At 33.5% G+C, this 15940-nt stretch carries 12 protein-coding genes; 1 reads left to right on the forward strand and 11 read right to left on the reverse strand.

Annotated features, from left to right (window positions below; genetic code table 11):
• Positions 1–4: 4 nt before the first annotated feature.
• From ACQKCJ_RS12415 to ACQKCJ_RS12465, 11 genes are all read right to left on the reverse strand, one after another.
• Entirely contained in the window at positions 5–718 is a 714-nt protein-coding gene (locus tag ACQKCJ_RS12415; protein WP_271335357.1) for a prolyl oligopeptidase family serine peptidase, read from the reverse strand.
• 11 nt (positions 719–729) lie between these two features.
• On the reverse strand, positions 730–2103 hold the full coding sequence (locus ACQKCJ_RS12420; protein ID WP_271335356.1) for a glucoamylase family protein: 1374 nt from the start codon (positions 2101–2103) through the stop codon (positions 730–732).
• A gap of 72 nt (positions 2104–2175) precedes the next feature.
• Positions 2176–3639, reverse strand: a complete 1464-nt coding sequence (locus ACQKCJ_RS12425) for a RagB/SusD family nutrient uptake outer membrane protein (protein ID WP_271335355.1) — start codon at positions 3637–3639, stop codon at positions 2176–2178.
• A gap of 4 nt (positions 3640–3643) precedes the next feature.
• Positions 3644–6643 (reverse strand): SusC/RagA family TonB-linked outer membrane protein, encoded by a 3000-nt coding sequence (locus ACQKCJ_RS12430; protein WP_271335354.1) that lies wholly within the window; start codon positions 6641–6643, stop codon positions 3644–3646.
• Between the two features lie 244 nt (positions 6644–6887).
• Complete coding sequence (locus tag ACQKCJ_RS12435) at positions 6888–9632, reverse strand: histidine kinase (protein WP_271335353.1); 2745 nt, start codon at positions 9630–9632, stop codon at positions 6888–6890.
• A 100-nt stretch (positions 9633–9732) separates the two neighbouring features.
• Positions 9733–10155 (reverse strand): DUF3995 domain-containing protein, encoded by a 423-nt coding sequence (locus ACQKCJ_RS12440; protein WP_271335352.1) that lies wholly within the window; start codon positions 10153–10155, stop codon positions 9733–9735.
• Positions 10156–10183: 28 nt separating this feature from the next.
• Positions 10184–11368 (reverse strand): acetate/propionate family kinase, encoded by a 1185-nt coding sequence (locus tag ACQKCJ_RS12445; protein WP_271335351.1) that lies wholly within the window; start codon positions 11366–11368, stop codon positions 10184–10186.
• 172 nt (positions 11369–11540) lie between these two features.
• The gene (gene pta, locus ACQKCJ_RS12450) at positions 11541–13634 is read right to left on the reverse strand and encodes a phosphate acetyltransferase (RefSeq protein WP_271335350.1); all 2094 of its coding nucleotides are present in this window, start codon (positions 13632–13634) and stop codon (positions 11541–11543) included.
• Positions 13635–13681: 47 nt separating this feature from the next.
• Complete coding sequence (gene corA, locus ACQKCJ_RS12455; protein WP_271335349.1) at positions 13682–14752, reverse strand: magnesium/cobalt transporter CorA; 1071 nt, start codon at positions 14750–14752, stop codon at positions 13682–13684.
• A gap of 147 nt (positions 14753–14899) precedes the next feature.
• Positions 14900–15115: a DUF6252 family protein gene (locus ACQKCJ_RS12460; protein ID WP_271335348.1), complete on the reverse strand. Its 216-nt coding sequence runs from the start codon at positions 15113–15115 to the stop codon at positions 14900–14902.
• On the reverse strand, positions 15112–15618 hold the full coding sequence (locus ACQKCJ_RS12465) for a hypothetical protein (protein ID WP_271335347.1): 507 nt from the start codon (positions 15616–15618) through the stop codon (positions 15112–15114). The genes ACQKCJ_RS12460 and ACQKCJ_RS12465 overlap by 4 nt, the downstream gene beginning before the upstream one ends.
• Positions 15619–15626: 8 nt before the next feature.
• Here ACQKCJ_RS12465 and ACQKCJ_RS12470 point away from each other — a divergent pair, with 8 nt between their 5' ends.
• Complete coding sequence (locus ACQKCJ_RS12470) at positions 15627–15920, forward strand: hypothetical protein (RefSeq protein ID WP_271335346.1); 294 nt, start codon at positions 15627–15629, stop codon at positions 15918–15920.
• Positions 15921–15940: the final 20 nt, after the last annotated feature.

A 15940-nucleotide genomic window follows, 5' to 3' on the forward strand; every position in this document is an offset into this window, starting at 1 on the left:
GTATTTATTTGTTTGTATTCATTTTTCTTTGTTTAAACATCCAGTCATAAATCTCCTGATTGTCATAAACTCTTGTCCAGCTATCGTGACCTGCATCATCAAAAATGGTTAATTGGACATCCTTTGCATTGCATTTTTTCAATTCTTTGTAGATTGTAATTGCATAATCTACTTTTACCACATCGTCTAATAATCCGTGGAAAATTCGGGTTGGGATAGCAGCTATTTTACAAGCATTTTCCAGCTCAATAAAATCAACAAAACCTGAAATAGGCACTATTGCGGCAAACTTATCCGGATATGAAAGTGCGAGATTCCATGCTGCCCAGCCTCCTGAACTTAGACCTGTAACATATATTCTATCAGCGTCTATTTCGTTTTCTTTTTGAACCTTTAAAATCAATTCATTAATCGATTCAATATCCCAATTTTCATCTTCTTTGCATTGCGGTGCTAATACATAAGCATCTAACTGATGTGTTTTAAGATATTTTAAAGGGCCATTGATCTTTACTTTTTCAATGTCTGTACCTTTTTCTCCATCTCCAGAAATAAATACTATTAATGGCTTTTTTTCCTTTGTATTTGCCGGTTTGTGTAAAGCATAACCTAATTCATGTTTTACGACTATAACCGTATTTATTTTTCCGGTAGTTTCAGTCTGAGCAAAACTCATTACTGAAAAAAGAACCATCAATAACGCTAAACTGTTTTTCATTTTAAACGTTATTAAAAACCGTATTTCCCGGATTTAAATCCAAGTTTTACCAAACCTTGTTTTACTTCAGGAGCATTCATGAATAATTTCCATAATAAACCTGTGCGGTAATTTTCGATCATCACTACTTCAGGTCCCTGATCGATTGCCAAATAACGTTTTGCTACCCAATTATTTCCTAAACTAAGGGCATCATAGAAACCTGCATCTCCCCAGGTTTGATCTTTATGATTTTCATAAAGATTACGTATCACGGCCATTGATTCTTTTGGAGTATACACAATTGAACTTATTGCTCCTGTTGGTGATATAACCCCAACATCATTTGTTGGAAAATGTGCATTATACCCAATTGATCCATCAGGATTTCTTGAATAAGATGCTGTTAATCCCCAATAATCAGCGCCATAACCTGCAAATTTCTTTGGATTTTCAACACAATATTCATAATCTATTTTAACCTGATTTACATTCAGATCCCAATAGTTGGCATATTTATCTGTTAATTGATTTGGATCAAGTCCTACATAAGAATAATGTGCCCAAAATAATGGTCCGCCAAATTCCTCTGCTCCATTATGCTTTAAAATCAATGGAATATTATATTTTGTTTTAGAAGTCACTATTCCGCCACTTCTCGCCCAGCCTTCATGGTATGCTTTTGCATCTATTGCATGTGTTGGCGAAGACGCTCCAAGAACATATGTAATCAAACATTCGTTATATCCCTCAAGCGGAAAATTCATTTGCCAGTCGTAATTTGGCGACCAGTGCCAGTACAATACATTTTTATTGTTTGTATACCATTGCCAGTCTACGCCTTTCCAAAGTGCATCATATTTTTGAGCTACAGCTTTGTCTTTTTCAGAACCGTCTTTTAGATATTCGCGAACAGTAATAATCCCTGCAACCAAAAATGATGTTTCGACTAAGTCTCCACCATTATCCTTGGTTCCAAAAGGTTTTACTTTTCCGGTATTTCCGTCTATCCAATGCGACCACGCTCCGTGAAAACGATCTGCTTTGCCTAAAAAGTCAGCAATTTTGTTTAGTCTTTCAACTCCTTGTGCTTTGGTAATATAACCTTGTGATATTCCGGAAACAATTGCCATAAGTCCAAAACCTGAACCTCCGGTTGTTACAATGTTTGGGTCATTATCAGGATAAAATCCATCCGGATGATAGCGTTCTCTTGCTAATCCAGAATTTGGTTCTGCATAATCCCAGAAATATTTGAAAGTTTGTTTTTGAACAATAGCTAAAAGTTCATCATCTGTTAATTTAACCACAGAAGTCTTTTCGGCAACTTTATCTTTCGACTTTTCACCAATTGACCCACAACCAAAAAAACTCAATGCTAATAATAAAACTGAAATTCTAACCATTATAATAAAATTTGAAAACAATTAATAAAAATCACTCCTTTCACAAGAAAGGAGTGATTTAAAAAAATTTAATTAGTAACCACCAGGGTTTTGTTGAGAAAGTCCACCTGCTTCTCTTAAGAATGTAGTTGGAACTGGCCATAACTCATGTTTTCCAACAATAAAAGTTTTTCCATCTGCTGCCATAGCTGACTGAGCTTGTCCTGTTCTCACAAGATCAAACCATCTGTCATGCTCAAAAGCAAATTCTAATCTTCTTTCTTTATAGATTGCTTTTCTAATATCTGATTGAGAAGTAAAAGGAGTATCTCCTAAACCTGCTCTTTTACGAATTTGATTTACTAAAGGAATAGCTTCAGAAGTTTGTCCTAATTCATTCAAAGCTTCAGCTTTCATTAAGATTACTTCTGCATATCTTAAATATCTAAGATTTGTATCTGTAAATTCTACATTATAAAAAGATGATGAATACGCTTTATAATTATACATTGCATTTGCTACAGTAGAAGGAACTTCTCTACCATCATACAAAAATGATCCTCTGAAAATAATAGTAGCTGCACGTCTTACATCACCTGGCTCATAAGCATCTGCTAAACCTTTAGTTGGTGTATTGAATCCCCAACCCCATCCTCCAGCACCACGTGGTGCCTGAGAAACAGTGTAGTTTCCAATTCCGAAACCTGGAGTGGCCGTTGTACCAACTCCATCAATTTCAAAAATAGATTCATCACCAAATTCACCTTCTTTTTTATATTGAAGAGAATAATCTGAAACTAAGCTATATCCGGTTACTTTATCACAATTGTCAATTACTTTTTGCCAATTTTTTTGATATAAGTTTACTTTTGCTAACAAAGCATAAGCTGAACCTTTAGAAACTCTTTTTTTATCATTTCCTACGTAAGCGCCTTTTTCTGGTAAAGCTTCAATAGCATCTGCCAAATCTTTTTCGATAAAAGTATAAACTTCTGCAACTGACTTGCGGGTTAACTGCATTTGTTTATCAGCATCTGAAATTGGAACACCTGATAAGTGATCTACAATAGGAACTCCGCCATATCCTTTTACTAAAGTAAAATACATGAAAGCTCTCATAAATTTAGCTTCACCTGTTAATCTGGTTTTTAATTCAGGAGTAACTTTATCAAGTTTAGGAAACATCTCTAAGGCTTGATTACATCTGTTTATTCCCGCATAATTAGCATTCCATGTAGATTCAAATGATGGTGTTGAAGCATTATAAGTTAAAGCATCAATGATATCTTTATCTCCACCTGCATCACCAGGATCAGAACCTTTATCTGCATCATCTGTAATGATACTTGAAACTGCATTCCAGCCAAACGAAGACATTTCCCATCCTAAAAACTGATTGTAAATTGCTGTTACAAAACCAGTAGCACCTTCATCACTGTTTACCAACGCCGGATCTACCGGAATTGATTCTGTCGGACTTACATCCAAAAAGTCATCTGCGCATCCTGCAAAGAGCAATCCGGAAAGCACAAACATTGATATATATATTTTTTTCATGATATTAAAATTTTAAATTAGCACCTATAACAAATGATCTCAATGATGGATAAGCATCTAACTCAACTCCTTGAGTACCTTCAACCAATTTACCATCGCCTGTAACGTCAGGAGAGAATCCTGAGAATTTTTGCGTAATAAACGGATTGATTGCATTTACATATATTCTACAGTAGCTAAAAAACTGATCATCTTTTAAAGGAAGTTTATATCCTACAGTAATGTTATTGATTCTAAAGAAATCTGCTGATTCTAAGTAATATGTTGAAGCAACAGGAGTCACGTTAGAAGGTGCAGGATTAGAAGATGTTGTATTTGTTGGTGACCAGAAATCACGTGCTGTTGAAGCTTCGATATTCTCACCTCCAAAACGTTGTGCTTTTTTACCATTATACACTTTAGCTCCTCCTGTTCCGTATCCATCAACAGAAAAATCAATATTTTTATACGTTAACCCCATTGTAACTCCGTAAGTAGAAGTTGGTAAAAGTGATCCTACGTATTTTTTATCAGTTCTCTCGTTTAATGCTGTCTGAACTACTTTTTCTCCGTTTGCGTTATAGTATAACATGTTACCATTAGCCTGATCAATTCCGGCAAATTCATACATATAGAAACTACCTAAAGGCTGTCCTACAGAAGTATTATCAAGAATTTTTGTGTTTTGACCATTTCCTAAACTTCCTCCGATGATAGGAGATAACTGAACGTTTTTAAGATTAGTAAGCTCATTATTATTATGGGAGAAGTTACCTCCAACCCAGTAGCTTAAATTATCATTTATTTTGTCATCCCAACGTAATGCAATTTCATAACCTTTGTTAGATACTTCTCCAATATGTGAAGGTGCAGCTACTGTAATTCCTGAAGCTGAATATGGTTTAACATTCAAAATTGTGTTTGTTGTTTTTTTCTCATATAAATCAAAAGATCCTTTTAATCTACTTTTAAACAATTCAAAATCAACACCACCTGAAAGTTCTTCTACAATTTCCCAAGATAAGTTAGGGTCAACTTGTGAGTTGATTGTTGTTCCTGAACCAAAAGGATAATCTAATCCAGAAGTAAAAGTTTGAGTATTCAATGGTACATTTTGATTACCTAATCTACCCCAAGAACCTCTTAATTTTAATAAATCAATTGTTTCTACTTTACTTAAGAAACTTTCTTTAGATACAATCCATCCCAAACCAACTGATGGGAATGTTCCCCAACGCTTGTCATCAGCAAATTGTGATGATCCGTCACGTCTTACAGTACCTGTAAGTAAATATCTGTCCATCAATTTGTATTGAAAACGCGCAAAATAAGATTGTAATCTTCTTTGGTTCAAAGCTTCATCTTTATATCCTGTTACTGAACTTGCAACATTCACATCTTTTAATGACCAATAGTCCGCATTTGGATTAACATTCTTTCTGTCGATAGTCAATTTCTCTCTTGTACCTTGAACATTCGCCTCGATACCAGCAGTAACTTCAACATCATGAATATTAGCAAAAACTTTATTATATGTAAAGTAGTTAGACAAATTCCAATTAAAATATTGGTCTCTGCTTCTTGTCAATGTGTTAACATTCAAATCTCCAGGGTACTTTGATTGTACACGCGTAGGATCTGCAGATAACCAAAGTGCTACGTTATCAACATAATTGTACTGTTTGTAAGTATAAAACTCTCCATTAAATTGTGAAGTGAATTTTAATGATTTGATAATTTCATAATCTAATTTCAAACCACCTTGCAAAGTAAGAGTTTGTTGTCTCTCATTTGTATAATCTAATTGAGCTACCGGATTTCCAACATTATTGAATGATTCACCAGTTTCTCCTACAACTCCATTTGAAATAAATGGCACACCATATTTTCCATCAGCATAACGCACAGGAACTAGTGGAGATTGTCTGTAAGCATTCGTAAATGCACTTAATGGCATTGGAGTATTTTTGATTGTACTCACACTCATATTTTGAGTAAGTTTCACTTTATCAGAAAGTTTGAACTCATTGTTGTTTCTGATTGTTGTACGTCCGTAATCAGATCCGTTTAGAATTCCTTTTTCTTCATAATTTCCAACACTAAAAAAGTATTTTACGTTTTCTGAAGACCCTGAAATTGCGATATTGTTTTGAGTATAAGATCCCGTTCTTGTGATCTCATCAAGCCAATTAGTATTATAAGGCTGATTTGCAGAGAATCTGCCTGCTGGGAAAGCTCCACTGAAAGCAGCATTACTATAACGAACATATTCGTCAGCATTTGCCATTTTTACAGTTTTTAGAGGAGTTCTAAAACCTGCAAAACTTTCAACTTCTACATTCATTTTTCCTTTTCCTGCTTTTGTTGTAATCATAATTACACCATTTGCCCCTCTTGTACCATAAATAGCTAATGAAGATGCATCTTTCAAAATTTCATAAGATGTAATGTCATTAGTATTAATGTTGTTGATATTGTCAGTTGGCATACCATCTACAACATATAAAGGATTTCTTCCTCCTAATGCTGTACCTGCTCCCCTGATCACAACAGAAGGTGTACTTCCTGGCACATCAGAGCTAGATACCTGAACACCGGCAGCTTTACCTTGAATAGCCTGAGAAGCATTCAATACTTTCATTTTTGTAATTTCTTCAGATTTAATTGAACTTACAGCAGATGTATTATCAATTTTCTTTCTGGTACCGTAACCAATAACTACAACTTCTTTTAAAGCAGTGTCACCTGCTTCTTTTAATGTGATTGTCATTGGAGCGGTCGTTGCTGCAATAGAAACAGCATCAAAACCTAACATTGAGATTTTAAGAATCTCCCCCTCTTTGGCATTAATTGTAAAATTTCCGTCGAAATCAGCATCTGTAGAAGTTCTGGAATTAGAAGCACTAATAACTGCTCCCGGAACTCCCATTCCACTACTGTCTACTACTTTTCCTTTAATTGCTTGTCCAGACATATATGCCGGCAATAGCAAAAGCGCTAAAAAGCTAAAAATAAAATTTTTCATACAGTTCGTAATCGTTTAAGTTAGTAGAGCCAAATTAAACAATTACAACGTTGTAGTACATCATACAACACTACAACATAGCTACATCATTATGTTAAAACATTAATATACACTAGTGAAAATCAGCACTCTAAATGTTAATTTATTATTATTAACATAACGTTATGATGTAGTAATGATGTATTGTAATTATATAAAAAAAGATACTTAAAAATATAATATCCTTAAAAAACAAATACAAATCTTACACACTTAATAAAAATTTTGAGAGATTATCTTCCTGAGAGAGGTTTAGCTTCTTTCTTAAACGATATCGGTGCAGTTCTACACCTCTAAATGAGATATTCATCATAGGAGCAATCTCCTTTGAAGAAAGATTCATTTTAAGGTAAATACATAATTTAATATCCTTTGGAGTAAGGTTAGGAAACTTCTTTGAAAGGTTTATTATAAACTCATTGTGAATTTGATTTAGATTCGTTTCAAAAGTTTCCCACTCGTGCTTATTTACTTCATTTATTTTGATAGCTTTTTTGATTTCACTTTTGAGTTTATTAAAATCTTTCTCTGAATCTAAAATGCTTTGTATATTTTCGATCATTTCACTTTGCTTTGCAATAGACAAAGATTTACCTGCAACTTCAGATGATTTAGTTTGCAGCTCGAGTTCCAGAATATGTTTTTCATACTCCTGAACATTCAATTCATTTTCCGCCTTTAGCTCCATTTCAAGAATTTCGCGCTGATGTTTTAATTCTTCGGCCTGCAATTTTAATTTTTGCATATAACGAAGCTTATTCCATTTATAATAGAAAAACAACACTGCTCCCACTATTAGTAAATAAAGCATCACCATCCAAATAGAAAAATACCAGGGTTCAGCAACTTTAAAATCAAAAGTGGACACTTTTTCATAGTTGGCGCCGTCATGTTTGTAAACAACAACAGAATGGTAACCACTGCTCAAATTATTCAGCTCAATTAATCCATTTGAAATTTGAATAAAATCTTTACTTTTGTTAATCTTATAAAATAAATTAGGCTTACTGGCACCATAAATCCCCGAGATCACATTTATTTTTAGTTCTGTATTGTATTTAATCTTTGAATCATTAGAAATTAGATTTTCTTCATTAAACGCTTCTATCTTAACATTTGAATTCTGTTTGTTAACATACTTTAATTGAAGAGAAATAAATCCGTCATCAAGATTGAGCAAATAATGATTTTGAGTTTTAAAAATTCTCAAGTTATCATTGATTAAAGTTCCTTTATAATACTTCTCCTGAATGATGTTCCATATAAATTTGTTTCCATTTGCGTGAATATGATATAAAATTCCATTTTGCAGTACCACAAAATGATCTTCGTCAATAGAGACTACATCGGTAATATTCTTGAAATTAGAATTAAACTGTTCATTCTCTTCAAGATTATTAGTAATCGAATTATAAGTGTACCATAGATTGTTGATTAGAAAAAGGATTTCTTTTCTAAATTCAAAAATCTTAACTCCAAAATCATTCTTTATTTTACTTTGCTGCGTGATATTCTCAACTTTTTTTGTTTTGTAATTATCATCAAAGACAACGCGATACAATCCACGGTAATTATCAGCAGCCCAAATTTCATTCTTTTTATTCTGAGCAACGTATTTAATAGGTTTCGAAAGATCATTAATAATCTTGTATTGCGTTAGGTCTGCAGGATTATCATAAACCAGGACTCCGCTATAGGTCGATTGAAAATAAGTATTATTGATACTGCTTTTAGATAAGTTCCATCCTCCGTTTATATTATTAATCTTAACCAAAGAGCCATTTTCATAACAAAAGTTTCCATCATTATGTCCAATGATAAACTTATTATTAATTTTAGTAATATTCCATGCCTGCCCTTGTGTATTAGGCATCATTTTAAACTTTCCTGAAACAAACTCGAAAATACCGTGATTTGATGCAATTAAATAGCCTTTGTCTATTGCAGCCACAGAATAAACAGAACCTAAAAGTCCCGAGTTATCATAAAAGAAAGATATTGGAGAGTTTATTTCTACATGGGTAATCCCATTATCCAAGCCAAGCCACAAATCATTTTCTTTATCAAAACCAATGCTCAAAACTGAATTGTTCTTTAACACATTGTTGCGATCAATGTTTTTATAGGTATCTGTATTGAAATCATAAATAAAAAGACCTCTGTTACCTGTTCCTATAACCAATTTATTGTTTTTAATAAATTTGGCTACATTAATCGTTGCTGCTTTTAAGGTCTCGTTTAATGGGTTATTCCAAGGTACTAAACGATCTTTTTCGACTATAAAAATTCCTTTTTTCTGAGTAAAAATATAATTCTTATTTTGGTACTTTTCGACAGCATGAACGACTGTATTTTTTAAGATATTCCAGCCTTTTGGGTTTGCAATCTTTGCCCCACTCATTTTAAAAAGACCTTTTTCGACCGAGGCTACGTAAACATCATTATCAACTACGAAACAATAGGATATTAGAAAAGGAAATCTGATTTTTTGAATGTGTTTTCCATTATAAATAAAAACATCATTAAATGATTGAAAATAAATAGACCCGTTGAATTTGAAAATTTTCCAGATTTCCTCATTGTCTTTTTCATCAAATAAGCGCAGATTTTTGGTGATCGAAACATAATGCATCTTTCCCTCTTTCCTATACCAATACCCAAACTCTTTATAGGAACCGGAATAGATTTTATCGCCTTCGATCATAATCGAACGGATAATGGTTTTATTAGGCAAAGTATATTTTTCCCACATTACGCCATCATATCGCAATAAATAATGGTTATTGGCAAAATACATGGCATTATCTTTTCCCTGAGCAACATTCCAGATTTGATTGTCGCCCTGGTAATCTGATTTATTATAGTTTTCTACAAAAGGAAGTAATTCTTGTGCCTGGATTTGTGAAGCAATTAAAAACAAGAAAAACAGTTTTAGAAGTGTCGATTTCAAAATATTCGGATTTATATTCAAAGATACTGACAAATATTTAAAAACATAAAAAAGCTCCTCGATTGAGGAGCTTTTTTATAGCTATAAACTACTTAAATATTTAATTAGAAAACACTAGTATTAATGTTAATACCCCAATTAGCAAACACAAAGGAGAATAATACTTGGTATCATTTAAGGCAAAATCTGAACTTTTATGTTTTTTGAAGAAGCCAACATAATTAAAATCTCCGATAGCTCTGAGGATAAATATAAAAGTGATGATCCAAAATCCATACCTATCGAGCCATATTGGCAAACTCACAGTTATACAACCATATTTTATCAAATAAAAAACACCAAAACCCAATAAACCAATAGCAACAATAAAAGTTGAAATTGTTCTGGGAATAAAAACTGGCGATCCATCGTCTTTAGTTGGTACGACCGAGTAACTCCCCCATTTACCTCCAAAACCCCAATAAAAATGAAGCATTGAAATCGCTGCAAAAACTAAAAACAGTATTATTGTAATGATAATCATTTGAAGTAATGTAAAGTCGTAAAATCAATTAATTCTGCAGCAATTGGTATACCTGATTTGCGATTTCATATTCTTCGTCTGTTGGTATTACTAAAACTTTTGTTTTTGAATTTGGCTTACTAATTTCTCTAATTTCCTTAGAACGAATCTGATTTTTCTCATCCTCTATTTCAATTCCAAAATAATCCATATCAGTACAAACCAATTTTCGCATATAGGATGAATTTTCGCCAATTCCAGCTGTAAAGATAATAGCATCCAGGCCATTTAAAGCAGCAGCATAAGAACCTATATATTTTCTGATACGGTAAGCGTTCATCAATAAAGCTAACTCACATTCCTTATTTCCTTTTGCCGCTTCTGATTCGATATCACGTAAATCGCTATATCCGGTAAGTCCTAACATTCCGCTTTGTTTCAGCAAAATCGAATTTACATCATCTGCAGAATACCCGAGATTCTTAACCATATAAAAAATAACTGACTGATCAATATCTCCTGTTCTGGTTCCCATTATTAAACCATTTGCCGGTGAAAATCCCATCGTATGATCAATGCTTTTTCCATCTTTTATTGCGGTCATACTACAACCGTTTCCTAAGTGAATGGTAATTATTTTAGAACTCTTCTCTAAATGCTCAATTGCCTTTTCTGAAACATATTTGTGGCTGGTTCCATGAAAACCATAAACCCTTACTTTATTCTCTGTTAAAAGATAATTAGGAATGGCATATTTGTACGCTTCAACTGGAATTGTCTGATGAAAAGCAGTGTCAAAAACTGCCACTTGTTTTGCGGCTGAAAAAATTTCTTCGGCAACATTTATTCCCACAAGATGTGCCGGATTATGCAATGGAGCCAGTTCTGAAAGTTCTTTTATTTTATCTTTAACTTCTTCAGTAATGATTGTGGTATCAGAGAAATAACTTCCTCCATGTACCACGCGATGACCAACTGCACCAATCTCTGATGTTGATTTTATAACTCCTTTTTCAGGATGTAAAAGCATATCAGCCACTTTTTGTAAACCTACTTTATGATTCGGAATTGGCAGCAATTCTTCTAGTGAGTCAGAAGAAGTTTTGAAGGTTACATTCGAAGTTTCTAAACCAATTCTGTCAATCATACCCGAACAAATTACTTCGTTTGTAGGCATAATCATTAATTGATATTTTATTGAAGAACTTCCTGAGTTTATTATTAATATTTTCATTGTTTATTATTTTTAGCCGCTAAGGCACTAAGTCGCTAATTTTTTGTATTTCCAAATTTTTGACGCTGATAAAACGGATTCGCTATCGCGAAGACACGGATCAAAACGGATTTTTTTAAGTATTATTTCAGAACGTAAAACTGATAATTTTTAATTCTTAATTTTTAATTGCTTACAATCCTTGCGCCTGAATCGCTGTAATTACTACTGTGTTTATAATATCATCAACCGTACAGCCACGGCTTAAATCGTTTACCGGCTTGTTTAAGCCTTGCAGCATTGGTCCGATAGCTAATGCTCCTGTTTCTCTTTGTACGGCTTTATACGTGTTATTTCCAGTATTTAAATCAGGAAAAATAAGTACACTCGCCTGCCCCGCTACTTCAGAATTCGGCATTTTGCTTTTTCCTACTTCACGATCCACTGCGGCATCGTACTGAATTGGGCCTTCAATTTTTAGATCCGGTCGTTTTTGTTTTACAATTTCAGTCGCCGTTCTCACTTTATCAACTTCATCTCCTTTTCCTGATGATCCTGATGAATAAGAAAGCATGGCTATTTTTGGTTCGATTCCGAAAGCTAAACTTGATTCAGCAGATGAAATAGCAATTTCGGCCAATTGTTCTGCTGTTGGATTTGGATTAATTGCACAATCACCAAAAACAGATACCCTGTCTTCTAAACACATAAAAAACACGGATGAAACTACGGATGAATTTGGTTTTGTTTTAATAAATTGCAGCGCCGGCAAAATGGTATGTTGTGTAGTATGTGCTGCTCCGGAAACCATTCCGTCAGCATGCCCTTTGTACACCATCATAGTTCCAAAATAAGACACATCTTCCATTAAATCCCTTGCCATGGTAATACTTACATTTTTAGCTTTTCGAAGCTCGTAATACGTATTTGCATAGTCCTCATAAAGCTCAGATTCTTTTGGATTGATAATATTGACTTTCGAAAAATCAAAGGTAATTCCAAGTTCTGCAACTTTATTTTCGATGTGTTTTTTATCACCAATTATAGAAATATCAACTACGTCCATATCTAATAATCTTGAAGCGGCAGTGATAATTCGGTCATCAGTTCCTTCAGGCAAAACAATATGTTTGCGATGTTGTTTGGCTCTTTTTACCATATTGTACTGGAACATCTTTGGTGTCATTCCTTCCGGCACAAAAGTGATCAATCGTTCAGATAAAGCGTCTACTGCTACATATTTTTCGAAAGTACTAATCGATGTTTCAATTTTATGGGTGTTGTTGGCGTAAATCTCTGATTTGATTGAACCAATTTTATTGGTAATACTGTACGTTCCGCCATCGACGGCAATAATAGGAACAATGGCAGAAAGCCCTTCGATTAGTTTTAAAATACTTTCTTCGGGAACTATATTTCCGGTTAGAATAATTCCTGAAATGGTTGGATAATTAGCCGATTCATTGGCTTGCAAAGCCCCTAAAATAATATCTGAACGGTCTCCGGGAGTAATTACCAAAGCATTATCATGCAAATGAACCAGGTAATTGTGCAATTGCATCGCACCAACGCTAAAATGCCCAATTTCGTTGTTTAAATAAGCACTGCCAAACAATACTTTTGCATCAAGCTGATTGACAATTTCCTGCATTGTTGGATTATTTAAACTAGAAATCAACGGAATTGTATTGATCAAGACGTTCCCTGGCAAACTTTTCTGTAACCCTTGTGTTACCAATTCTATATTCTCTAATTGAACTTTATTGGCGATAACGGATAAAACCTCAACATCTTTTATTTTAAAAGAATCGTAAATCAAATAAAGACTGTCTACCAATTCTTCTAATGTCTTTCCAACTCCAGAACCTATAATGATAGTTGGAATTCCAAGGTTTTTCGCAATCAAAACATTCAGATCTAATTCTATCGAAGTTCCTTCGCCTGTAAAGCTTGTTCCTTCTACCAAAACAAAGTCAAAACGTTCTTCAAGCTTTTTATACTTTTCGATAATCAGATCTAAAACCTCTCCTATTTTACCTTTGTTTTTCTTCTTGATCAATTTGCTTTTTGTAATTGCATACGCATCTTCAAATTTGATATCGAGATTAAAATAAGACAAAACTGTTTCGATATGATTATCCAGTTCTCCATCGACAAAATCCTCTACAATGGGTCTAAAATATCCTACTTTAGCCGTTTTACCAATCAAAATACTCATTAAACCGAGTGTAATAATCGATTTACCGCTATTATGATCGCTTGTGGCTATATATATTGCTTTACTCATAACTTATATATTGAAACTTAACAAATTTTGTAATTGTATAATAAACGCTAAAACCAGCGTCTTTTTTTGAAATAGATAATCAAAGCGACAACTAATAAAAGCATACCGCCCATGACAATAAAATAGCCATTTTTTGCACGTAATTCCGGCATATATTCAAAATTCATTCCATACACACCAACAATAAAAGTGAGCGGAATAAAAATAGCCGAAATTATCGTAAGGGTTTTCATGATCTCATTCATTTTTCGGCTTTGTTCCGAGAAATAAAAATTAGAAGCGCTTTCTAATGAGCTCATATCAGAATCGATTTGCTCTAAAAGCTCCAGACTTTTTTGATGCAATCTGATAAAGAAACTAAAAGTCTCTTTCTGAATTCCGTTATAAGTATCATCGTCTTTAATTGTTTTTAAATAATACAAAGAATCTCGAAGCGGAATTATAGAACGTTTTAAAAAATTAAAATTATCACGGTGATTCTCAATCTTTTCCAGAATAATAGGATCCGCGCCTTTTTTAGTCAAATTGATTAATTCCTCAATCTTATCTTCTTCGTCTTCAATTGTAATGTAAAAATTCTCCATTACGGCATCTAATAATAAATAAAGCAAATAATCTACTTTTTTAGTTCTCACAATTCCTGCATGAGTGCGAAGGCGTTCTCGAATGTGAGTAAAAAAATCGCTTCGTTTTTCCTGAAATGAAATTAAAATTCCGTCCTTCAAAATAAAACTTATCTGCTCAACACTAATATTATCCGAATATTCAGAAGGCAAAAGTGATTTTATATTAAAAAACAATATATCTTTTTGTTCTTCTAATTTGGTTCTTTTTGAAGTATTTAAAATATCTGCTAATAAAAAATCATCCAGTTTAAAATGTGCACCAACTGTTTTAAGCAAATTAATATCATTTAATCCATGAATATTGAGCCAGTTATTTTTAGTATAATCAATGCAGGTATTTAATGCTAAAACGGTAAATTTCTCATATTCAACGACATCTGCATCATCGTATACAAAAAGTTGCATTTCTGTTTCATGCTCTTTTTCAACACCTGTGTACTCTAAAGTGATATGCTGAAGCTTGCGTCCCTTCTTGTATTTAATCTTTCTCATTCAAAAATATTTACATAGTAATATTACGAAAAAGAATCTGAACGGGAAATGACAATTGTCATTTTGATAGGAAATACCTAAAATTTAAGACGTAAAAAAAACCGAGCCATTTCTGACCCGGTTTATTAATATTTAATTACTCAATACTTATGGCGTAGTCAATACTTTATAAGGCACGTTTGTAAATACTCCGTTTTTTACTTCAACAACATCAGGTGTAACTACTTTAGTTTGTAATACGCCCACTTTTTCAGCAGTAAAACTAAAAGTTCCGGACACTGTTTTTTTATCAGAATTCATTGAAGTAATGGTTATTGTTCCGGTTTTAGCAAAATGTTCTGTATAAGTATTCCCTTCAATCAAATAAGTATTGACAAATAAGGCGTCAATAATATCATTACAAAAAAGGGTTTTGTTAAAGCATGCATTGGTTCAGCTTCTCCCTTTTCAACTTTACGTTTCTTATTTTTATTTGGTCGAAAAAATGGCTCTAAACCACTCCGAGTATAGTTATCTGGACAATGAGGATCAACGGGAGTTGCATAGCAAAGAGTAGCTTTTATTTTCACCATTCCGACAATTGCTCCAGGTGGCAAAGGAATCGGTGCTCGTAGATATTTTGCAGCACTAATTTTCCCCTGATATACCACCCTCATTACATGGTCTTCACACACCACTATGCTTTCTAAATCTCTAGCAACTCGCCCCCATCCAACTTCAAATTTCGGAAGTTCAGAAGCTTCAGAACTATGAATAAGCAAGGTTCTAATTGCCAATGCATTTAAAGAACTGCCAAAATGAGCTTTAATTCCTGATGCAAGTCTTAATGTACTGGGAGCTGCAAAACTAGTCCCACCCGTCTGCAATAGATTTTATGATGACAACAAATGATGTAGCAAAGGTTTTCGATACTATATTTAGTATCCCAGGCATGAATGAAGTAGTGAAAATTGATTTGAAAATTTCACGCAAAAATGTGCTTTTATTAAACCATGTAATTGAGCGCGGGCTCACCGCAAAAGGTGATGATAAATCATCCCTCTTTTTGACCAGTATTCCTCAGGAAAATCTCCAGGAACTAAAACAATTTGGAGATGAATTTCTTCAAAAAGCGGGACTCATAGAATTCAGTGAAAAACTTAGTTCATTGAGTGATATCGGAAAGTAAATGAAATAAGAAAATTAATT

Source organism: Flavobacterium sp. NPDC079362, assembly GCF_050267765.1.
Lineage (GTDB): Bacteria > Bacteroidota > Bacteroidia > Flavobacteriales > Flavobacteriaceae > Flavobacterium > Flavobacterium azizsancarii.